This window comes from Eggerthella sinensis (assembly GCF_003339815.1).
Taxonomy (GTDB): domain Bacteria; phylum Actinomycetota; class Coriobacteriia; order Coriobacteriales; family Eggerthellaceae; genus Eggerthella; species Eggerthella sinensis.
In genome coordinates, this window is record NZ_PPTT01000030.1 from 16,851 (window position 1) to 35,886 (window position 19,036).

The 19,036-nt window shown below is 67.2% G+C and carries 21 protein-coding genes and 1 other RNA gene; 19 read left to right on the top strand and 3 right to left on the bottom strand.

Translation table 11 applies throughout. The features are described from left to right. From murB to C1876_RS14295, 13 genes are all read left to right on the top strand, one after another. Window positions 1–927: a UDP-N-acetylmuramate dehydrogenase gene (gene murB, locus C1876_RS14235; protein ID WP_114547391.1), complete on the top strand. Its 927-nt coding sequence runs from the start codon at window positions 1–3 to the stop codon at window positions 925–927. A gap of 91 nt (window positions 928–1,018) precedes the next feature. After that, window positions 1,019–1,954, top strand: coding sequence for a cell division protein FtsQ/DivIB (locus C1876_RS14240; protein ID WP_244910164.1), 936 nt, complete (start codon window positions 1,019–1,021; stop codon window positions 1,952–1,954). A 203-nt stretch (window positions 1,955–2,157) separates the two neighbouring features. After that, window positions 2,158–3,297, top strand: a complete 1,140-nt coding sequence (gene ftsZ, locus C1876_RS14245; protein WP_114547393.1) for a cell division protein FtsZ — start codon at window positions 2,158–2,160, stop codon at window positions 3,295–3,297. 14 nt (window positions 3,298–3,311) lie between these two features. Then, window positions 3,312–4,160 (top strand): purine nucleoside phosphorylase YfiH/LACC1 family protein, encoded by an 849-nt coding sequence (locus C1876_RS14250; RefSeq protein WP_114547394.1) that lies wholly within the window; start codon window positions 3,312–3,314, stop codon window positions 4,158–4,160. Between the two features lie 5 nt (window positions 4,161–4,165). After that, window positions 4,166–4,870, top strand: coding sequence for a YggS family pyridoxal phosphate-dependent enzyme (locus tag C1876_RS14255; protein ID WP_114547395.1), 705 nt, complete (start codon window positions 4,166–4,168; stop codon window positions 4,868–4,870). A 74-nt stretch (window positions 4,871–4,944) separates the two neighbouring features. Continuing rightward, window positions 4,945–5,832, top strand: a complete 888-nt coding sequence (locus C1876_RS14260) for a cell division protein SepF (protein WP_114547396.1) — start codon at window positions 4,945–4,947, stop codon at window positions 5,830–5,832. A 43-nt stretch (window positions 5,833–5,875) separates the two neighbouring features. Then, window positions 5,876–6,136: a YggT family protein gene (locus C1876_RS14265; RefSeq protein WP_114547397.1), complete on the top strand. Its 261-nt coding sequence runs from the start codon at window positions 5,876–5,878 to the stop codon at window positions 6,134–6,136. A gap of 45 nt (window positions 6,137–6,181) precedes the next feature. Next, a complete protein-coding gene (locus tag C1876_RS14270; protein ID WP_114547398.1) occupies window positions 6,182–6,988 on the top strand; it encodes a DivIVA domain-containing protein in 807 nt (268 codons plus the stop codon). Window positions 6,989–7,240: 252 nt separating this feature from the next. After that, complete coding sequence (locus tag C1876_RS14275; RefSeq protein WP_114547399.1) at window positions 7,241–8,005, top strand: MerR family transcriptional regulator; 765 nt, start codon at window positions 7,241–7,243, stop codon at window positions 8,003–8,005. 147 nt (window positions 8,006–8,152) lie between these two features. Then, window positions 8,153–9,157 (top strand): putative heme d1 biosynthesis radical SAM protein NirJ2, encoded by a 1,005-nt coding sequence (nirJ2, locus tag C1876_RS14280; protein WP_244910165.1) that lies wholly within the window; start codon window positions 8,153–8,155, stop codon window positions 9,155–9,157. Between the two features lie 89 nt (window positions 9,158–9,246). Continuing rightward, window positions 9,247–10,242 carry an ABC transporter substrate-binding protein gene (locus C1876_RS14285; protein ID WP_114547400.1) on the top strand — a complete coding sequence of 332 codons (996 nt, stop codon included), beginning with the start codon at window positions 9,247–9,249 and terminating at the stop codon, window positions 10,240–10,242. Between the two features lie 15 nt (window positions 10,243–10,257). After that, window positions 10,258–11,265, top strand: coding sequence for a FecCD family ABC transporter permease (locus C1876_RS14290; protein WP_114547401.1), 1,008 nt, complete (start codon window positions 10,258–10,260; stop codon window positions 11,263–11,265). Continuing rightward, on the top strand, window positions 11,258–12,049 hold the full coding sequence (locus tag C1876_RS14295; protein WP_244910166.1) for an ABC transporter ATP-binding protein: 792 nt from the start codon (window positions 11,258–11,260) through the stop codon (window positions 12,047–12,049). The genes C1876_RS14290 and C1876_RS14295 overlap by 8 nt, the downstream gene beginning before the upstream one ends. Before the next feature lie 170 nt (window positions 12,050–12,219). Here C1876_RS14295 and C1876_RS14300 read toward each other — a convergent pair whose 3' ends face one another. The 3 genes from C1876_RS14300 to rnpB all read right to left on the bottom strand — a co-directional run bounded on the left by C1876_RS14300 (window position 12,220) and on the right by rnpB (window position 14,226). Next, a complete protein-coding gene (locus tag C1876_RS14300; RefSeq protein WP_114547402.1) occupies window positions 12,220–12,885 on the bottom strand; it encodes a DUF2461 domain-containing protein in 666 nt (221 codons plus the stop codon). Further along, entirely contained in the window at window positions 12,878–13,762 is an 885-nt protein-coding gene (locus C1876_RS14305) for an RNA polymerase sigma factor (protein ID WP_114547417.1), read from the bottom strand. Before C1876_RS14305 ends, C1876_RS14300 begins: the two co-directional genes overlap by 8 nt. 102 nt (window positions 13,763–13,864) lie before the next feature. Further along, window positions 13,865–14,226, bottom strand: an RNA gene (gene rnpB / locus C1876_RS14310) — RNase P RNA component class A. A gap of 57 nt (window positions 14,227–14,283) precedes the next feature. Between rnpB and C1876_RS14315 the strand changes: the two genes are divergently transcribed. The 6 genes from C1876_RS14315 (at window position 14,284) to C1876_RS14340 (ending at window position 19,031) form a co-directional block, all read left to right on the top strand. Next, a complete protein-coding gene (locus C1876_RS14315) occupies window positions 14,284–14,778 on the top strand; it encodes a GNAT family N-acetyltransferase (protein WP_114547403.1) in 495 nt (164 codons plus the stop codon). Further along, on the top strand, window positions 14,775–15,407 hold the full coding sequence (locus tag C1876_RS14320; protein ID WP_114547404.1) for a thiamine diphosphokinase: 633 nt from the start codon (window positions 14,775–14,777) through the stop codon (window positions 15,405–15,407). Before C1876_RS14315 ends, C1876_RS14320 begins: the two co-directional genes overlap by 4 nt. 207 nt (window positions 15,408–15,614) lie before the next feature. Further along, window positions 15,615–16,913, top strand: coding sequence for a phosphomethylpyrimidine synthase ThiC (gene thiC / locus C1876_RS14325; protein WP_114547405.1), 1,299 nt, complete (start codon window positions 15,615–15,617; stop codon window positions 16,911–16,913). Window positions 16,914–16,916: 3 nt separating this feature from the next. Continuing rightward, complete coding sequence (gene thiM / locus C1876_RS14330; RefSeq protein WP_114547406.1) at window positions 16,917–17,753, top strand: hydroxyethylthiazole kinase; 837 nt, start codon at window positions 16,917–16,919, stop codon at window positions 17,751–17,753. A gap of 34 nt (window positions 17,754–17,787) precedes the next feature. Continuing rightward, entirely contained in the window at window positions 17,788–18,447 is a 660-nt protein-coding gene (gene thiE, locus C1876_RS14335; RefSeq protein ID WP_114547407.1) for a thiamine phosphate synthase, read from the top strand. Beyond that, complete coding sequence (locus C1876_RS14340) at window positions 18,429–19,031, top strand: cysteine hydrolase family protein (RefSeq protein ID WP_114547408.1); 603 nt, start codon at window positions 18,429–18,431, stop codon at window positions 19,029–19,031. The genes thiE and C1876_RS14340 overlap by 19 nt, the downstream gene beginning before the upstream one ends. Window positions 19,032–19,036: the final 5 nt, after the last annotated feature.

Consider the following 19,036-nt stretch of genomic DNA (forward strand, 5'->3'; position numbering starts at 1 on the left):
ATGACCGCGCGGCACACTTCAGCGCTCGAAGCGCTGCTCGTCGACGACGGATTCGACGGCGACGTGTATCCCGCCGAGCCCATGGCGCGGCACACCATGTACCGCATCGGGGGTCCGGCGCGGTTCTACGTGCAGGTGCACTCCGTCGGCGCGCTCAAGCGACTCATCGCCGTGTGCGATGCGAGCGCGGTGCCCTGGGAAGCCATCGGGCGCGGCAGCAACCTGCTCGTGGCGGACGAGGGGTATTCCGGCGTCGTCATCACGCTCGGGCGCGATTTCCGCACGTGCCGCTACGACGAGGACACGCATTGCTTCTGCGTGGGCGCGGGCGTGCCGCTGTCGTCGGTGGTGCAGGAGGCGTTCCGCCGTTCGCTCGCAGGATTCGAGTTCGCGGTGGGCACGCCGGGCACGGTGGGCGGCGCGCTGCGCATGAACGCAGGCTCGCGCGAGGAGTGGATCGGCTCGCGCGTGGTGTCGGTGACCACGCTGTCGCCCGAAACCGGCCTCGTCCGGCGCGACGGCGACAAGATCGGATGGGGCTACCGCACCAGTTCGTTTCGGCCCGACGAGGTGATCGTCGAATGCGAACTTTCCGTAGAGCCTGCCGACCCGTTCTTCATCCGCGGTAAGATGGAAGCATCGCACGCGCGGCGCAAGAAGTCGCAGCCGCTGTCGCTTCCGTCCTGCGGAAGCGTGTTCCGCAACCCCGAGGGCGCCTCCGTGGGAGCGCTCATCGAGGAAGCGGGGCTCAAGGGCCTTGCGGTGGGCGGCGCGCAGGTGTCGGACGTGCACGCGAACTTCATCGTGAACACGGGCGACGCGACCGCGCGCGACGTGTTGGAACTGATCAACCTGGTCAAGACAAAGGTGTACGAAACGTATGGCATCGAATTACAACCGGAAGTCCGCTTCCTCGGGTTCGCGTAAAGCGACCTCGCGCCGCGCAAGCGCTTCCGGCTCGGCCGGCAGAGCCCCGCGCCCCGCAGGCGGCGGGGGACGCCCGTCTGCCCGGGGGAGCATGCCGCGCACCGCCGCGCCGCGTCCGTCGTCGAACGGGTCCTACCGCGTCATACCCGGCGGTCAGCTGCCGAATCGGCGTGCGGGTCAAAGCCGTCCGTCGCTCTCGTCGGTGCGCGTGGGCGACATCGATCGCCTCGAGCGCTCGGCGCGCACCCAGAAAACCTATCGTCGCCACCTCGTGCGCATCGGCGTCATCGCGGCGTTGGTGCTCGCCCTCGTGGTGAGCGGCATCGCCGTGTACTACTCCAACCTCTTCGCCATCGAAAGCGTGTCGGTGACCGGCGTGGAGCACCTCACGGCAAGCGACATGTCCGAGCTGGCTAGCGTGCCGGCGGGCACGACGCTGCTGCGCGTGGACACGGCCGGTATCCGCGACCGCCTGCTCAAGGACGCGTGGGTGCAGGACGTGTCGGTGAACCGCATCTTCCCGAACACCCTCGAGCTGGCCGTCACCGAGCGCACCATCGCCGCGGTGGTGGACGTGCCCACCGAAAACGCCGAGTCCACGCAGAAGTGGGCCATCGCATCGGACGGCATGTGGCTCATGCCCATCCCCGCGAAGGATTCGGAGGCGGGCAAGAAGACGAGCGCGAAGGTGTACGAGGATGCCGAAAGCGTGCTCGCCATCACCGAGGTGCCCTACGGCACGAGCCCGGAGGTGGGCGCGTACTGTTCCGATGCAAGCGTGAACAACGCGCTCGCCATCGTGGACGGCATGACCACCGAGCTGGCGGGGCAGGTGAAGAAGGTGGCCGCCACCGAGACCGAGTCCACCACGCTCACGCTGGAAAGCGGGGTGGAGATCGTGTTCGGCACCGCGGACAACATCCGTGACAAGGAACGCGTCTGCCTCGAAATCATGAAGGAACATCCCGACGGGCTGGCCTACATCAACGTGCGCGTGGTTGACCGGCCAACCTGGAGGGCGCTCTAGGCGTTTCCGGCGCGTGCGGGAAACGTCCCGCAACGGCCGTCCGCGGAAGGGGAATACCCCTGGTCGCCATATTGTGAACGTGCGGTTTTCATTACCGCAGCGTAATTTGCAAATGGTTGATCATCGTGTACAATAACCCCACGTGAACTGTGCCCACAAAGGGAAACGCAGCATTTGAAAACGCAGCAGGTGTGGAGGATACAATGCCAAACAAGATAGGTTCCGAGCATTTGGCGGTCATCAAGGTCGTCGGCGTCGGCGGCGGCGGCACGAATGCCGTGAACCGCATGGTCGAAGCGGGCGTGCGAGGCGTCGAGTTTATCGCCGTGAACACGGACCGTCAGGCCCTGCTCATGTCGGATGCCGACAAAACGATCCACATCGGCGAAGAGCTGACGCGCGGCCTCGGCGCCGGCGCGAACCCCGAGGTGGGATGCCAGGCAGCCGAAGAGAGCCGTGCGGAAATCCGCGAGGCGCTCGCCGAGGCGGACATGGTGTTCGTCACGGCCGGCGAAGGCGGCGGCACGGGTACGGGCGCTGCGCCCATCATCGCTGAAATCGCGCGCGAGGAAATCGGCGCGCTGACGGTTGGTATCGTCACCAAGCCGTTCTCCTTCGAGGGACGCACCCGTCGCAACCAGGCGGATCAGGGCATCGACCTGCTGTCTCAGAAAGTGGATACGCTCATCGTCATCCCGAACGATCGCCTGCTCGAGATCGTCGACAAGAAGACGAGCATGCTCGACGCGTTCCGCATTGCCGACGACACGCTGCGCCAGGGCATCCAGGGCGTCACGGACCTCATCACCATCCCGGGTCTCATCAACCTCGACTTCGCTGACATCCGCACCGTCATGAAGGACGCCGGCACCGCCATGATGGGCATCGGCCTGTCCTCCGGCGAGAACCGCGCCCTCGACGCGGCGCAGCAAGCCACGAACTCCAACCTGCTCGAGGCGTCCATCGCGGGCGCATCGCGCGTGCTGTTCTCCATCGCCGGCGGCCCCGACCTCACGCTCACCGAGGTTGACGCGGCGGCGCGCACGGTGGAAGCCTGCGCCGACGAGAGCGCCAACATCATCTACGGCCAGATCATCGACGAAGGCATGCAGGATCAGGTGCGCATCACCGTCATCGCGACGGGGTTTAAGATGGGCGCGCAGCAGCAGTCCTCCATGGACTTCTCGCGCAAGGACCTGTTCGCCTCCACGTCGTCGATGTCGTCGATGTCGTCGATGGATTCGACGCCGGCTGCTCCTCCCGTGACGTTTTCCACGTCATCGAACAACGGCCGCTTTGCCGACGAGGACTACATCCCCGATTTCCTGAAGCGCCAGCGGTAAGGAACGGTCGCTTGATGGTCGCGACCGAACAACTGCCCATCCCACAGATGACCGCGCGCCGTTTCGGCGCGCGTTGTCTTCCTGCGCTCACCGACGAGGCGCTGTACGAGCGCACGGGCGTGCGCATCGCCTTCACCGGACGCGAGGGCGGGGTGAGTCTCGCCCCGTACGCCTCGCTCAACCTGGGCAATCATGTGGGCGACGAGCCCGAAGCCGTCGAACGCAACCGCGCGCTGCTGCTCGAGGCGCTTGATGCGGCCGACGTGCCGCTCGTGGTGCCGAGCCAGGTGCACGGCGACGAGGTGGTGAGCATCGACGCGGTGTCTTCCGAAGCGATCGACGAGGCGCGGGCGGCTGCGCGTGCCGGCGCGGACGCGCTCGTGGTCACCGCGCCCGACGTGGCGGCCCTGCTGTGCTTCGCCGATTGCGTGCCCGTGGTCATTGTGTCGCCCACCGGGCGCTTCGCGGTGGCCCATGCCGGATGGCGCGGCGTCGAGAACGGCGTTGCCGCCAAAGCCGTGCGCGCGCTCGCACGCGCGGACGCCGCCGAGCTGGGGCCGGATGCCGCAGGAACGTACAACGTGTACGTGGGCCCGCACATCCATGCGTCCTGCTTCGAGACGGGCGCCGACGTACGCGATCGGTTCGCGACGCGGTTCGGACCCGCCTGCATTCCCGACGACCGGCATGTCGACCTGCTCGAGGCGCTGACGCTCGGCCTCGAGGAGGCGGGCGTCGCACGCGAGCGCGTGGCCGACGCGGGGGTGTGCACGGTGTGCGCGCACGACGAGTATTTCTCCTACCGGGCCGAGGGCGGCGTGTGCGGCCGTCACGGTGCGGTGGCGTTTCGGAAGGCAAGGTGAGGTGCATGGGATTCAAGGAGCGCTACGAACGCACGCTCGCCGAGGCGGCGGCATGCTGCACGGCGGCGGGGCGCGATCCGCGCGATGTGCGCGTGGTGGCGGTGTCGAAGACGGTGGATGCGAACGCCGTGGCCGCGGCCATCGCGGCCGGCGCGCACGATTTCGGCGAGAACCGCCCGGACTCCCTCGCGGAGAAGCGCGCCCGGTTCCCGCAGGAGACCTGGCATTTCATCGGCAACGTGCAATCGCGGCGCATCCCCGACATCGTGCGGGACGCAACGCTCGTGCACTCGCTGTACCAGGAGCGGCACGTGGCGAAGTTCGACGCGGCGGCTGCGGCGGCGGGCAGGGTGCAGGACGTGCTGCTCGAGGTGAACGTGTCGGGCGAGGCGAGCAAGAGCGGGCTTGCGCCCGAGGACGTGGCCGAGATGCTGGCGCTGTGCGAAAGCTATCCGCACGTGCGGGTGCGCGGCCTCATGACGATGGCGCCGCAGGGCGACGCGGCGCGGGCGCGGGCATGCTTCGCGGATTTGGCGCGCTTGCGCGACGACCTGCGGCGCGACCTCGATGCCGATCGGGCCGCGGTATTCAATGAGCTTTCTATGGGCATGAGCGAAGACTGGCACGAGGCGATAGCCGAGGGCGCTACCATAGTGCGCATCGGGCGAGCCCTGTTCGACGACGCTTTCGAGGGCCCCGCGCACGCGTGAGAGCGCGACGCAGCCAGGACGCAGAACGCAGCGGCGGCGGGACCGCCGGATCAGAAACGAAGCAGGTGAACGGTATGGAGCTGCCAAAGATCAAGAAATCGGAGCACGGAATGCTCGAGGGAATCAAATCGAAACTCGGTTTCGCGGACGCCAACCAGCAGTACGACGACGGCTACTACGACGAGGGATTCGACGACTACAACGATGAGTACGGCGAGTACGGCCCCGACTACAACGAGGCCGATTTCCCCGCCGAAGACGCCCCCAGCTCGCGCTACGAGCCGTACGCGCCGGTGACGTCGCGCCCTGCGCGCGCCTCCCATGCGCGCGGATCGTCCGTTTCGGCGGCGAAGCTCGTGTCCATCGACGACGTGCGCGCCCACACGCAGGTGCCGGAGAGCCTCAACCGCGATCCGCTGCCGCCGCGCCGCGTGACCTCGTCGCGCACCATGGTGGATGCCGCCATGCCCGCGCCGGCCAACACGCCCACCGCACGTGCGACGGCCGCGTCGAACCGCGAGCGCTCCGAGAGCCTGAACTCGCTGTTCACGTCGACGGCCGACGATGCGTCCGCTCCGTCATCGAGCGCGGCCACCGCGGGCCTGCCGGCCGTCAGCCCCACCGCAACGGTGGCAACCGCCACCGCTTCGGCGTTCGACCCCTATGCGGGCGCTGCCGCGGCGAAGTACAACCCGTCCCGTTCGGTGACCGTGCTCAAGCCGGCCAGCTACGCCGAGGTCGAGCGCATCGCGAAGGCGCTCAAGGCGGGCGACGTCGTGGTGCTCGCGCTGCGCAACACGCCCGACAACCTGTCGAAGCGCATCCTCGACTTCTCCTTCGGCGTGTCGAGCGCGCTCGATGCGAGCGTGGATTGCGTGGCGGACAAGGTGTTCGTCATCTCGCGCGGCATGGGCCTCACCGATGCCGAGCGCATGAGCTTGCGCGGGCAGGGCGTGCTGTAATGTCCGACGGCTCCCTTTTTCGACGTTCTAAGGAGCAATCCGCATGTTGAGTATCAAGTACCTCATCGTGTCGCTTGCCGACGCGTACAGCATGGTGCTGTTCGTCTACGTGCTCATGTCGTGGCTTCCCACCGACCGGGGCATTTTGGCGGACATCTACCGAATCTTGGGGAAGGTGTGCGATCCCTACCTTAACCTGTTCAAGAAACTGATTCCCCCGCTTGGAGGTATGGTGGACGTTACGCCCATCATCGCCCTGCTTGTATTACAATTTGGAGTACGTTTACTGATAAACTTGTTTTAATGCGTAGAATCATGTTCGCGCGCGAACAAGACGAAGGGACTACAGATGGCTATCACCTCGGCTGAGATACACAACCAGAGCTTCTCGATCGATCGCAAGGGCTATGACGTCGACGAAGTCGACGTGTTCCTCGAGCATATCGCCGATGAGATCGACGGTATGAACGCCCAGATCGCCCAGCTTGAAAATCAGTTGGATGATCGCAAGTTCGAAGGCTTCGATACGCCCGCCCGCGTCGAGGCGCCCCCCGTGGTGGACGATTCCGTGCTCGCCGCGAAGGACGAGCGCATCGCCGACCTCGAGCGTCAGCTGGAGGCCAAGAAGGCCGACGACAACGCCATCGCCCAGGCGCTCATCATCGCGCAGCGCTCGGCCGACGAGATCATCGCGAACGCGAACGCCCAGGCTGCGGCCACTATCAAGGATGCCGAGGACGAGGGCAACCGTATCGTGGACAAGGCCGAGGCCGATCGCCAGAAGGTGCTCGACGCTATCAAGAAGCTCGAGGACGACCGCGAGGACGTGCGCGAGGACTACAAGGACCTGCTCACCGACTTCATCGGCGATGCCACGCGCAAGCTGGCGGAGATCGGCGGCGCCGCTCCTGCTCCCGTGACCCTGAGCGCGCATGCGCGCACGGTCGACGTGGTGGAGGCCGGTGCCACGGGCCGCGTGACGGCTCCTGCTCAGGCTCCCATCAATCGCGACGGCGCCGGTGCGTATTCCATGCCGCAGGCGACCACGACGGGCGCCGTGGTGGCTCCTGCCACGCCGATGCCCTCGGGCGTCGAGAAGGATCTGTCCGGCTTCGGCGACGCTGACGATGCTTTCGAGTTCGAGGAAATCGACTAGTCGTTCCGCATCGCGCACCTCGCACGTATTCCGCACTGACGAACGCGCTTCCTTCGGGGGAGCGCGTTCTTTTTTGCCGTCTGTGTTCCTCCTAGGGATTTTCCCGCACGTTTTGTCGCTATCTTCTGTAGGCAGTTGACGGTGACGTAGCGTCATCGCGTATGCTCGACAGCAGTTCGAGCGCGCGGGGGCGCGCGGCAAGACGAGATAAAAGGCGACGACCGGGGCTTCGGTAGTCGCGGAGGAGCATCCATGACCGAACCGAGGTATCTGACGATCGGCGAGCTGGCTCGGCGCGTTGGCGTGACGGTGCGCACGATCCAGTACTACGATCAGCAGGGGCTGCTGTCGCCGTCGGCGAAGGGGCCTCAGAATCAGCGCCTGTACACCGACGACAACGTGAAAGACCTGTATCGCATTCTGACCTTGAAGTACCTGGGGCTGTCGCTGGCCCAGATCAAATCCGATGCAGCTCTTTACCAGGAAGCCGTCGCCGTGCAGGAATTGGCCGACGAGCAGATGGACGCCATCGAAGAGCAGTTCCAGTCGCTGTTCAAGCGCATGACCACGCTGCGTTCCCTCCACGACGAGTCGTTGGGGGAGCATGCCGCCAATTGGGAGGCCATGGCCGACACCATCGAGCGCTGCCAGGGAGAGAGCCAGTTCTTCTGGCGCCTCACCTGCATCCGCGACGATGCGCCCGCCGAGGCGGCCGCCGAAGAGCAGGTGGCGCGCAGCCAGTCGGTGTCGAAGTGGCACGAGCTCATCGCCGACACCATCCGCCTCATGCCGGCGGGCGAGCCGGTGGACAGCGAGCGCAACCGCGAGCTGGCGAAGCGCTACCTCGAGCTGGACATGACGCAGGACGTCCACGCCGAGCAGAACTTCATCCTCATGGAGAACATCGCGCCCCACGCGGGCGGCGACGGCTCGTTCGACGAGCTGCGCCAGGCGGTGTTCGACCACCTGGAAGCCATCGTCGCCTCCTATCGTTCCCACCCCGATCCGGCCGACTAGGCCGCGCGTCGACAGCGCCGCGCGGGCGCCGCAAACGATCTCTCCCACCCTCCCTTTGCGGCTCCCACGCGGCACGTCATACCCCATAGGTTTCAGCAGTAACGGCAGCGCCGTCTAGGAACGTGCTGTCTCAAACAAGGAAAGGATATGCGTATGCTCGTGTCGTGGATGACGACGAACAAGTGCAACCTCAAGTGCGTGCACTGCTATCAGGATGCCGAAGAGGCCACCGAGAAGGAGCTCTCAACCGACGAAGGCAAGAAGATGATCGACGAGATCGCCCGCGCGGGCTTCAAGGTGATGATCTTCTCGGGCGGCGAGCCGCTCATGCGCCCCGACATCTACGAGCTGGTGGCCCATGCCGCTTCGCGCGGGCTGCGCCCTGTGTTCGGCTCGAACGGCACGCTCATCACGCCCGAGGTGGCCATGCGGCTGAAGGAGGCCGGGGCCTGCGCCATGGGCATCTCCGTGGACAGCCTCGATGCCGCCAAGCACGACAGGTTCCGCGGGCTCGAGCACGCCTACGACCTCACCATGGCCGGTATCGAGGCCTGCAAACAGGCGGGTCTGCCGTTCCAGCTGCACACGACCGTCGTGGATTGGAACCGTGACGAGATCTGCGCCATCACCGACTTCGCCGTGGAAATCGGCGCGATGGCGCACTATGTGTTCTTCCTCATCCCGGTGGGCCGCGGCAAGTTCATCCAGGAGACCTCGCTCGAGGTGCTTGAGAACGAGAAGCTGCTGAACGACATCATGATGAAGGCCTCCCAGGTGCCCATCGACGTGAAGCCCACCTGCGCGCCGCAGTTCACGCGCGTGGCGAAGCAGCTCGGCGTGGACACGCGCTTCTCGCGCGGGTGCTTGGCGGGCCTCACGTACTGCGTCATCGGCAGCGAGGGCATCGTGCGCCCATGCGCCTACATGACCGAGGAGGCGGGCGACGTGCGCGAGACGCCCTTCGACGAGATTTGGGCCTCGAGCCCCGTGTTCGAGAAGCTGCGCACCCAGGCGTACTCCGGCTCGTGCGGCACGTGCGACTACCGCGACGGCTGCGGCGGCTGCCGCGCCCGCGCCGCCTACTACCACGACGGCGACATCCTCGCCCAAGACGACTACTGCGCCCACGGCAACGCCTTGGTGACTCGCTAGTTTTTTGGCGAGGCCGAGGGCGTGCAGATTCGGCGCCCGGGTCCTCGCCGACCGTTGATCGTGCGAACCTCCGAAGAAAGGACTTCCCCATGACCTTGACCAAACACCTTCTGCCAACCGCCCTCGCGGCTTCCCTTGCCGCGACGCTGCTGCTCGGCGGCTGCGCAAGCGGCCAGCCGACCGACGGCAGCGGCCCGGCGCAAGCTGAAGCGCAACCGAGCGCGCAGCAGGGCGGGGCGGTCACGTTCACCGACGATACGGGTGCCGAGGTGTCGGTGGAGAACCCGCAGCGCGTCGTGGCCTGCATGGGCAGCTTCGCGAATATCTGGGAGCTGGCGGGCGGCACGCTCGTGGGCGCCTCCGACGACGCGTTCGACAGCTACGACATCGCTTCGGCCGACGCGCAGAAGGTGGGCGACTTCTCGAATCCGAACCTCGAGGCCATCATCGCGCTCGAGCCCGACTTCGTCATCATGACGAGCGGCTCCGGCGGGCGAGGCGGCGACTCGAACCAAGCCGACCTCAAGGCTGCGCTCGACGCGTCGGGCATCCCGGTGGCCTTCTTCGAGGTGACCACGTTCGACGACTACCTGCGTATGCTGAAAACCTGCACCGACATCACCGGCCGCGCCGACCTCTACGAGCAGAACGGCCAGAAGGTGGCCGACGAGATCGAGGCCATCAAGGCGAAGGTGCCTGCCGACAAGCAGCCCTCCGCCCTGCTCATGACCACGTTCTCCGGCGGCACGCGCGTGCAGTCTTCCTCGTCCATGACGGGTGCGATGCTGGCCGACCTCGGGGTGAGGAATCTCGCCGACGAGAACAAGAGCCTGCTCAAGGACTTCAGCCTGGAGTCGGTCATCGAGATGAACCCCGACTTCATCCTCGTGGTGCCCATGGGCAACGACGATGCGGCGGCCATGAAGAACCTCGAAGAGGCTACGGCGGCGAACCCCGCCTGGTCCACGCTGTCGGCGGTGCAGGGCGACCACTATCTCACGCTTGACAAGGAGCTGTTCCTCTACAAGCCGAACGCGCGCTGGGCCGAGAGCTACCAGGCGCTCTACGACGCGCTGTATGCGTAGGTTGAAGGAAGATCGGTGACTGCGTTCGATCGTGATAGGGCCATGCCGCTCGTGACCGTCGTCTCCGTCATCGTCCTCATGACGGTGACGGCGGCGGCTTTTCTCGTGGGTTCGTCGTCGGTGAGCCTCGTCGATCTCGTCGCCTGGGCGACGGGCGGCGACGTGAGCGCGGCGGCGAAGAGCATCCTCGTGAACGTGCGCCTGCCGCGCGTGCTGGCCGCGCTGTTGGCGGGCGGCGCGCTGGCCGTGGCGGGCGCCATCATCCAGGCCGTGCTGGACAACCCGTTGGCCAGCCCCAACATCATCGGCATCAACTCCGGCGCGGGGCTGTTCGTGCTCATCGCCGCCAGCGTGTTTCCCAGCGCGTTGTGGCTGCCGCCGCTTGCGGCCTTCCTCGGCGCGCTGTTCACGGCGCTCATCATCTTCGGCATCTCGCTGGGCGCGTCGACGTCGCGGCTCACCGTGGTGCTGGCGGGCATCGCCATCACGTCGGTGTTCGGCGCGGGCATGAATACCATCCTCATCGTGAACCCCGACGCCTACATCGGCTCGTCGTCGTTTCTCGTGGGCGGGCTGGCGGGCGTGCTCATGGACGACGTGCTGTGGCCCGCGGCCTATATCGTGGGCGGTCTGGCCGCGGCGTTCTTGGCAGCGGGCAAGCTCAACATCATGGCGCTCGGCGACGAGACGGCGCATGCGCTCGGCATGAACGTGGGCGCGTGCCGTCTGGCGCTGCTGGGCCTGGCGGCCGTGCTGGCGGGCGCGGCGGTGAGCTTCGCGGGGCTGCTCGGATTCGTGGGGCTCATCATCCCGCACCTCGTGCGGTTCTTCGTCGGACACGACAACCGCGTGGTGCTGCCGCTTTCGGCCGTGACGGGCGCGGCGTTCGTCGTCGTGTGCGACCTGCTGTCGCGCGTGCTGTTCGCGCCCTACGAGGTGCCGGTGGGCATCCTCATGGCCTTCCTCGGCGGGCCCTTCTTCATCTACCTCATCTTGAAGAACAGGAGGGGTTCCCTTGACTGACGCCATCGACGTGCGCGACGTGGTGTTCTCGTACGGAAAAGAGCCCTTCATCGACGGGCTGTCGGCGACGTTTCCCCATGGGCGGGTGACGAGCATCGTGGGGCCGAACGGCTGCGGGAAATCCACGATGATCAAGCTCGTCGACGGCTTGCTGCGCCCGCAGGCGGGGGAGGTGCGCGTGGACGGTGTGCCCACGCTGTCGCTCAAGGCGAAGGAGCGCGCCCGGCGGGTGGCCGTGCTCGCGCAGGCCAGCCGGCCGCCGGCCATGACGGTGGAGGCGCTCGTGGCGTGCGGCCGCTACCCGCACCAGGCGCGCCAGGGCAGGCTTTCGCGGGAGGATCGCGCAAAGGTGGAGTGCGCGCTCGAGCTGGCGGGCATCGCACGGTTCCGCACGCACGAGCTGCGGCGCCTGTCGGGCGGCGAGCGCCAGCGCGCGTTCATCGCCATGACGCTGGCCCAGGACACCGAGCTCATCGTGCTCGACGAGCCCACCACCTACCTCGATATCCGCGCCTGCCACGAGACGATGGAACTCGTGCGGCGCCTGAACGAGGAAGCGCACAAGACCATCGTCATGGTCATCCACGACCTCGACCTGGCCCTGCGCTACTCCGACCGCCTCCTCGTGATGGAGCGCGGCCGCGCCGTGTCGTCCGGCACCGTGGAGGAGGTGCTGGCCGCCGGCGCCATCGAGCACGCCTTCGGCGTGAGCATCCACCCCCACGAAGCAAAAGAGGGAAGAGCGTACACGCTGTTCCCGGCCCCCGCTCCCGCTTCCTCATAGCGGCAGTGCAACCCGCAGGTCCTCGCCCCTCGCGCGCCGCACGGTAGGGCCCCTTCCCAGGTAGAACCGCGCGGAGATGGCAAGGGGCCTCACTCCCCATTGCGGCAGTGCAACCTGCAGGGCCCCTCCCGGGTAGAACCGCGCGGAGATGGGGGAGGGTGAAGCCCCCCTCACCTCCTCGGCATCTCGAACCCTTCCAGCGCGGTGTTCATCCACTGGTTGAACACCCGCATCGCGCGGAAGCTCTCGACCAGCGTGTCGCACCCGATCGCGTCGTCCTGCAGGTGTTCCTCGACCGCCCAGCTTTTGCACTTCAGGTACGCGGCGGCGGGGCTGTCGGCATCGAACCCCTGCGGCACGCGCTTGAGCGGCGTTCCCACGAACTGGAACCGCGCCGCGAACGCCGGCTCTTCGACGATGTCCAAAAACGCCTGAGGGTCGGCGGCGATATGCTCGCGCACCAAACGCGTGGCGTCCTTGAAGTGCGGCGCGAACAGGCCGCCGCCGGCGAACGATCCGCCCGGCGCGACGTGCAGGTAGTATCCCACGGGCACGGGCAGGCGCCCTGCCGGCGAGATGTGCGCGCGGAACGCCGGGTTGTAGGGCGATTTGTCGTCGCTGAACCGCGTGTCGCGGTTGGTGCGGAACACGAGGCTCTTCGGGTCGAGCGCCGCCAAAGCGGGCTCTTCGACGGCCAGCTCGTCGATGCATCCCTGCACGAGCTCGACGAACGCGTTCTGCGCGTCCCTCTTCTGCTGCTCGTGCGCGTGCATCCAGTCGAGCGAGTTGTGCTCGCGCAGCTCGCTCAGGAAGTCGAGCATGAGGGCGCTAGACATGGGACGCCGCCTGGTCCGCAGTTGCGGCCGTTCCCACGACGGTGGCGAAGCTGGCCGTCTTCATGCACGCGTCCAGCAGCTCCTTGGCGCGCGGCGTGGGGCGGTACGTCGGCAGCTCGTCGAACAGGCATGCGTACCCGTCCAGCTCGTCCATGGCCTCGACGAACGCGTCCTCGGCCCGCTCGCTTTCCGTGAGGCGGCTGTATTCGAGGTCGTGCGGCGCCAGGCGATGCGTGGCGATGGCGAAGTTCACGCGCCGCTCGCACGAGCACGTCTCCGACCCGCCGTGCTGACAGTACGCGCTCAGGAACGCGGCCACCGTCTTGCGGGCGCGCGACAGCCGCTGCCGGTACGCTTCGGGCGTGATGCCCAGCACGTCGGCCGCCGTGGCGCTGTCCACCTTGAACATGGTGCCCAGCACGTAGGCGCAGCGGCTGTCGGCGTCGAGGCACTGCAGCATCACGTTCGTGCACGACAGCTTCAGCTCGCGTGCAAGCAGGTTGCGCTCCACGCCCTCGGACAGGTCGGGCACGTCGCGCGCCCGCTCGTCGCAGATGTCGGCGCCGTACATCTCGAAGCTGAACGGCGCGTGGGCGAACTGGTGGGTGCGGCAGTCTTTGAGGTGGTTCACCGCGATGCGGTACGCCCAGGTGGAAAACGCGCTCTCCTTGCGGAAGGCGGATAGGTGCGTCATGATCTTGACGGCGATTTCCTGCGTGGCGTCTTCGGCGTCGTGCACGGTGCCCAAAAACCGCAGCGAAAGGTTGAACACGAGCTCGTGCGTGGAGGCCAGCAGCTTCTCAAGCGCCAGGCTGTCGCCGGCGATGGCCTGGTCGATCAGGTCGTAGGACGTGGTGTCGGAGTGTTCTGCTTGCATGTATCCGCCTTTCATCGGGAAAGGAGCGCCGCGGCGTTCCTCGTACACCATGATTAGACGGGGAAGAGCACGCGCTGTGACAGAGATGCTGCAAAAAAGTGAAAGGCGAGCGGGTCGATAAGCCGGGTTCTGTCGTTGGACGACCATTTATCTCGAACGCCTGTCGCCAGACGCCTCAAGCACGCAACCCGAACGTACGGCGGGCAGCCGTATCGCGTTCCTATTTGCGCTTGCTCCAGATGGGGTTTTCCAAGCCGCGCCGTTGCCGACGCGCTGGTGCGCTCTTACCGCACCGTTTCAGCTTTTCTCCCGTTTCTGCGCACCGAAGCGCGTGTTCGCGGGGGAGTTTTCTTTTCTGTGGCACTGTCCGTCGGGTCACCCCGCCCAGCCGTTAGCTGGCATCTTGCCCTGTGGAGCCCGGACTTTCCTCACGCCCGAAGGCGCGCGATCGTCTGGCCCGCTCGCGTATGGTATTCTAGCAAACCGAACACCTTGCAGGTATGAGAAAGTAAGAGGCACGCATGGATACCATCATCACCTATCGTCTCGCCACGCGCGACGACGCGGCCGATCTTCTGCGGCTGACCCGCGGCCTCGCGGCCACGATGGATCGGGTGGAGGACGTCACGGCCACGGCGGAAGACCTCGCGCGCCGCATGTTCGACGAAGGCGCGGGCGGGGCGCTCGTGGCCGAGCACGCGTCGGACGGCGTGGTGGGGTGCGCCATCTTCTTCCGCACGTTCTCCACGTGGGACGGGAAGAGCAACCTGTACCTCGAAGACCTGTTCGTCGAGGAAGCGTACCGCGGCGAAGGCGTGGGGCGGGCGCTCATGTGCCGCCTTGCCGCGCTGTGCGAGGAGCGCGGGTGCGGGAAGCTGTCGTGGCACTGTCGCGACACGAACCCCTCGGGCCTCGCATTCTACGAACATCTGGGCGCGACGCGGGTTGACGCGCTCATCGTCCATCGGCTCGAGGGCGACGCCCTCGCGGCCCGCGCGAAGGAGGTGCGCTCATGACGACGTGCGCATTGGTGGGAGCGGTCGAGTTCAACGCGGCGGATTTCCAGGCCCGGCAAGCCGCCGGCGAGTTCGACTTCGTCATCGCGGTGGACGCCGGCTTCGCCCATCTCGAAGCCATCGGCGTGGCGCCCGACATGGCGGTGGGCGACTTCGATTCGCTCGGCTACGTGCCGAAGGCCCGTCGCGTGTCGCGCCATCCCGTGAAGAAGGACAAGAGCGACATGGAGCTGGCCATGGAGAAGGCCGTCGCCTGGGATCACGACGAACTCGTCATTTACGGCGCCCTCGGCGCGCGCCTCGACCACACGCTGGCGAACCTCCAGCTGTTCGCGCGCTTCTCGGAGCGCGACGTGTACGTGACCGCCATCGGCGACACGTACGCCGTGCGCCTGCTCACCGGCCCCGACGTGTTCGAGCTGCCCGTCACCCAGGGCACCGTGTCGGTGTTCTCGGCCAACGACACGGCACGCGGCGTCATCGAACGCGGCATGGCGTACTCCCTCGACGACGAGCCGCTGTCGAACCGCACCTCGCGCGGCCTGTCGAACGAGCTGACCGGCGAGGAGGCCACGGTGGCCGTCGAGCAGGGCACGCTGTACGTCTTCTACCCGCTGCTCGCCGACTGAGCGCACCTGCCCGCGGGCGGGTGTTTTCGCGCAGAGCGCGAATTGGGGGATGGCGCAGCCGCGCCCTGGCTTATACTGGCCGTCGTACCTTTTCATACCGGGGAGCTTGCAGCCGCATCGCATCGCGGCCGGGCAGGCTGAGAGGAAGCGCCGATCACGCTTCGACCCGAGGAACCTGACATGGGTAATGCCAACGAAGGGAGCTCTATGACGCAGATCGATGCGGCGCGTGCGGGTACCGTCACCCGCGAAATGGCCATCGTGGCCGAGAAGGAAGGCCGCGACCCCGAATTCATCCGCGAAGGCGTGGCGGCGGGACGCATCGCCATCCCCGCGAACATCCACCATGCAAGCCTCTCGCCCGAAGGCGTAGGCGGCGGCCTGCGCACGAAGGTGAACGTGAACCTGGGCATCTCGGGCGATCTCGCCGACGAGGCCGAGGAGTGGAAGAAGGTGGACGTGGCGCTCGAGCTGGGCGCCGAGGCCATCATGGACCTGTCGAACGACGGCAAGACGGCCGCGTTTCGCCGCAAGCTCATCGAGAAGTCGCCGGCCATGATAGGCACCGTGCCCATGTACGACGCCATCGGCTACCTGGAGAAGCCGCTCATCGGCATCAAGGCGGCCGACTTCCTCGACGTGGTGCGCGCGCACGCCGAGGACGGCGTGGACTTCGTCACCGTGCATGCCGGCATGAACCGGCGCACCATCGAGTCGTTCCGCGAGACGGGCCGCCTCACGAACATCGTGAGCCGCGGCGGGTCGCTCATCTTCGCCTGGATGGAAGCCACCGGCAACGAGAACCCCTTCTACGAGTTCTACGACGAGGTGCTGGCCATCCTGCGCGAGCACGACGTGACCATCAGCCTGGGCGACGCCATGCGCCCCGGGTCCACCTACGACGCCACCGACGCGGGGCAGATCGCCGAGCTCATCGAAATCGGCAAGCTGACGAAGCGCGCGTGGGATGCGGGCGTGCAGGTGATGGTGGAGGGGCCGGGCCACATGGCGCTCGACGAGATCGCCGCCAACATGAAGCTGGAGAAGCGGTTGTGCCACGACGCGCCCTTCTACGTGCTCGGGCCGCTCGTCACCGACATCGCGCCGGGCTACGACCACATCACGGCCGCCATCGGCGGGGCCGTGGCCGCCGCATCGGGCGCCGACTTCCTGTGCTACGTCACGCCGACCGAGCACCTGCGCCTGCCCGACGCGGCCGACGTGCGCGAAGGCCTCGTGGCAACGAAGATCGCTGCGCATGCGGCCGACATCGCGCGCGGCCTGCCCGGTGCGCGCGATCGCGACAACCGCATGAGCGACGCCCGACGCCGCGTGGCATGGGACGAGATGTTCGACCTCGCGCTCGACCCCGTCAAGGCGCGCAGCTACTTCGAAAGCGCCCCGCCTTCCACGGACGGCACCTGCACGATGTGCGGCGAGATGTGCGCCATGCGCACGGTGAACACTATCATGGACGGCCTGACGGTCGACCTCGGAAAGGAGTGACCTATGGAACCCTTTGCCCTGAAGCGGGCGCTCGACAACGTGCGATCCGGCGCGCCGCTCGTGCACAACATCACGAACTACGTGACGGTGAACGACTGCGCGAACGCGCTCTTGGCCATCGGCGCGAGCCCCATCATGAGCGACGAGCCGAACGACGTGGTTGACATCCAAACCATCTGCGGTGGGCTCACGCTCAACATCGGCACGCTCAACACGCGCAGCGTGGAGGGCATGTTCGTGGCCGGTGCGCGCGCGAGCGAGCTCGGGCATCCTATCGTGCTCGACCCGGTGGGGGCGGGCGCGTCGGCTTTGCGCACGCGCACGGCGGGCGATCTGCTGGATAAGCTGGACGTGTCCGTGATCCGCGGCAACATGTCCGAGGTGAAGGCGCTCGCCGGCGGCGCCTCCTCCACGCGCGGCGTGGACGTGTGCCCCGACGATGCCGTGATCGACGACAACCTGGCGGCAAGCGCGGCGTTCGCCCGCGCGTTCGCGGCGCAGACCGGCGCCGTCGTGGCCATCACGGGGGCCATCGACATCGTGGCCGACGGCGAGCACGCCTATGCCATCCGCAACGGCAGCGCCCTCATGGGGCGCATCACGGGCGCGGGCTGCATGCTGTCGTGTTTGTGCACGGCGTACGCGGTGGCGAACCCCGCTGCGCTGCTCGACGCGACGGTGGCCGCCGTGGCCGGCATGGGCCTGGCGGGTCAGATCGCGCAGGGTCGCATGAGCGGCTACGACGGCAACGGGTCGTTTCGCACGTATGTGCTCGACGCGCTGTACCATCTCGACGGCGACGCGCTCGAGGCGGGCGCGAAGGTCGAGCAGGTGGCGTAGGGAGCAGGGAAGGCATCGGGAGCGAGGAGGGCTCATGTATCCACGGGAACGGTTGCGCCGGGCCATGGCGCTGTATGCGGTCACCGACCGGGCATGGTTGGGCGAGCGCACGCTCGCGTCATGCGTCGAAGAGGCGCTTGAGGGCGGCGCCACGTTCGTCCAGCTGCGCGAGAAGGAGGCGCCGCAGGCCGAAGTGGTGCTGCGCGCTCGCGCGCTCGCGCCGCTCTGCCGGGCGGCGGGCGTGCCGTTCGTCGTGAACGACGACGTGGAAGCCGCGCGTTGCGCGGGCGCCGACGGCGTGCACGTGGGGCAGGACGACGCCGCGTGCGCCGAGGCGCGCGCGAAGCTGGGTCCCGACGCCATCGTGGGCGTGTCGGTGCAGACGGTGGAGCAGGCGCGGGCCGCCCAGGAGGCCGGCGCCGACTACCTGGGCGTGGGCGCCGTGTTCGGTACGCCCACGAAACCCGACGCCGCCGATGTGGGCGCCGAGGGCCTCGCGGCCATCTGCGCCGCCGTCGACATTCCCGTCGTGGCCATCGGCGGCCTCAACGCCGCCACCATTCCCGCCCTCGTGGGCACGGGCGCCGACGGCGTGGCCGTCGTGTCGGCCATCTTCGCTGCCGCCGACGTGCGCGCCGCAACGGATGAACTGCTTACCATCACGAAGGAGACGCTGTGCTTGGAGACGAACTGAACAACAACGCGTTCGAGCTGACCGACCTCGACAAGGGGCGGGTCGCCGTGCTCGTCATCGACGTGCTGGGCGACCCCGCCGCGCTGCCGTCGCCCTTGCGCGAGCAGATGACGCCCGTCGTGGACAACGCTGCGCGCATCTGCGACGCGGCGCGCGCGGCAGGCGTGCCCGTGGTGTTCACGAACGACGCGCATATTCCCGGGCTCGACCGCGAGCTCGAGCTGTGGGGCGCGCACGGGCTGGCGGGCACGCCGGCGGCTCAGCCGTCGCCGCAGCTTGCGTGCAGCGACGCCGACTACGTGGTGCCCAAGCGCCGCTACAGCGGGTTCTTCCAGACGGGCCTGCGCCTGTTGCTCGACGAGCTGGGGGTCGACACGCTTCTGTGCGTGGGCATGGACACGAACATCTGCGTGCGCCACACCGTGGCCGACGCGTACTTCAACAACTTCCGCATCGTCGTGGCGGGCGATGCCACGCTCACGTTCCTCGTGGGCGATCAGGACGAGGGCTTGGCCTACATGGAAACGTGCTACGCTGCGAAGGTGGTTCCCACCGCCGATGCGGTGGCGTTTCTCGAGGCGTAAGGAGC

What these genes read in the sequence shown, in the direction of transcription:
- murB (WP_114547391.1), top strand. Translation starts at nt 1, where the DNA reads ATGACCGCGCGGCACACTTCAGCGCTCGAAGCGCTGCTCGTCGACGAC.
- C1876_RS14240 (WP_244910164.1), top strand. Translation starts at nt 1,019, where the DNA reads ATGCCGCGCACCGCCGCGCCGCGTCCGTCGTCGAACGGGTCCTACCGC.
- ftsZ (WP_114547393.1), top strand. Translation starts at nt 2,158, where the DNA reads ATGCCAAACAAGATAGGTTCCGAGCATTTGGCGGTCATCAAGGTCGTC.
- C1876_RS14250 (WP_114547394.1), top strand. Translation starts at nt 3,312, where the DNA reads ATGGTCGCGACCGAACAACTGCCCATCCCACAGATGACCGCGCGCCGT.
- C1876_RS14255 (WP_114547395.1), top strand. Translation starts at nt 4,166, where the DNA reads ATGGGATTCAAGGAGCGCTACGAACGCACGCTCGCCGAGGCGGCGGCA.
- C1876_RS14260 (WP_114547396.1), top strand. Translation starts at nt 4,945, where the DNA reads ATGGAGCTGCCAAAGATCAAGAAATCGGAGCACGGAATGCTCGAGGGA.
- C1876_RS14265 (WP_114547397.1), top strand. Translation starts at nt 5,876, where the DNA reads ATGTTGAGTATCAAGTACCTCATCGTGTCGCTTGCCGACGCGTACAGC.
- C1876_RS14270 (WP_114547398.1), top strand. Translation starts at nt 6,182, where the DNA reads ATGGCTATCACCTCGGCTGAGATACACAACCAGAGCTTCTCGATCGAT.
- C1876_RS14275 (WP_114547399.1), top strand. Translation starts at nt 7,241, where the DNA reads ATGACCGAACCGAGGTATCTGACGATCGGCGAGCTGGCTCGGCGCGTT.
- nirJ2 (WP_244910165.1), top strand. Translation starts at nt 8,153, where the DNA reads ATGCGTATGCTCGTGTCGTGGATGACGACGAACAAGTGCAACCTCAAG.
- C1876_RS14285 (WP_114547400.1), top strand. Translation starts at nt 9,247, where the DNA reads ATGACCTTGACCAAACACCTTCTGCCAACCGCCCTCGCGGCTTCCCTT.
- C1876_RS14300 (WP_114547402.1), bottom strand. Translation starts at nt 12,885, where the DNA reads ATGTCTAGCGCCCTCATGCTCGACTTCCTGAGCGAGCTGCGCGAGCAC.
- C1876_RS14305 (WP_114547417.1), bottom strand. Translation starts at nt 13,762, where the DNA reads ATGCAAGCAGAACACTCCGACACCACGTCCTACGACCTGATCGACCAG.
- C1876_RS14315 (WP_114547403.1), top strand. Translation starts at nt 14,284, where the DNA reads ATGGATACCATCATCACCTATCGTCTCGCCACGCGCGACGACGCGGCC.
- C1876_RS14320 (WP_114547404.1), top strand. Translation starts at nt 14,775, where the DNA reads ATGACGACGTGCGCATTGGTGGGAGCGGTCGAGTTCAACGCGGCGGAT.
- thiC (WP_114547405.1), top strand. Translation starts at nt 15,615, where the DNA reads ATGACGCAGATCGATGCGGCGCGTGCGGGTACCGTCACCCGCGAAATG.
- thiM (WP_114547406.1), top strand. Translation starts at nt 16,917, where the DNA reads ATGGAACCCTTTGCCCTGAAGCGGGCGCTCGACAACGTGCGATCCGGC.
- thiE (WP_114547407.1), top strand. Translation starts at nt 17,788, where the DNA reads ATGTATCCACGGGAACGGTTGCGCCGGGCCATGGCGCTGTATGCGGTC.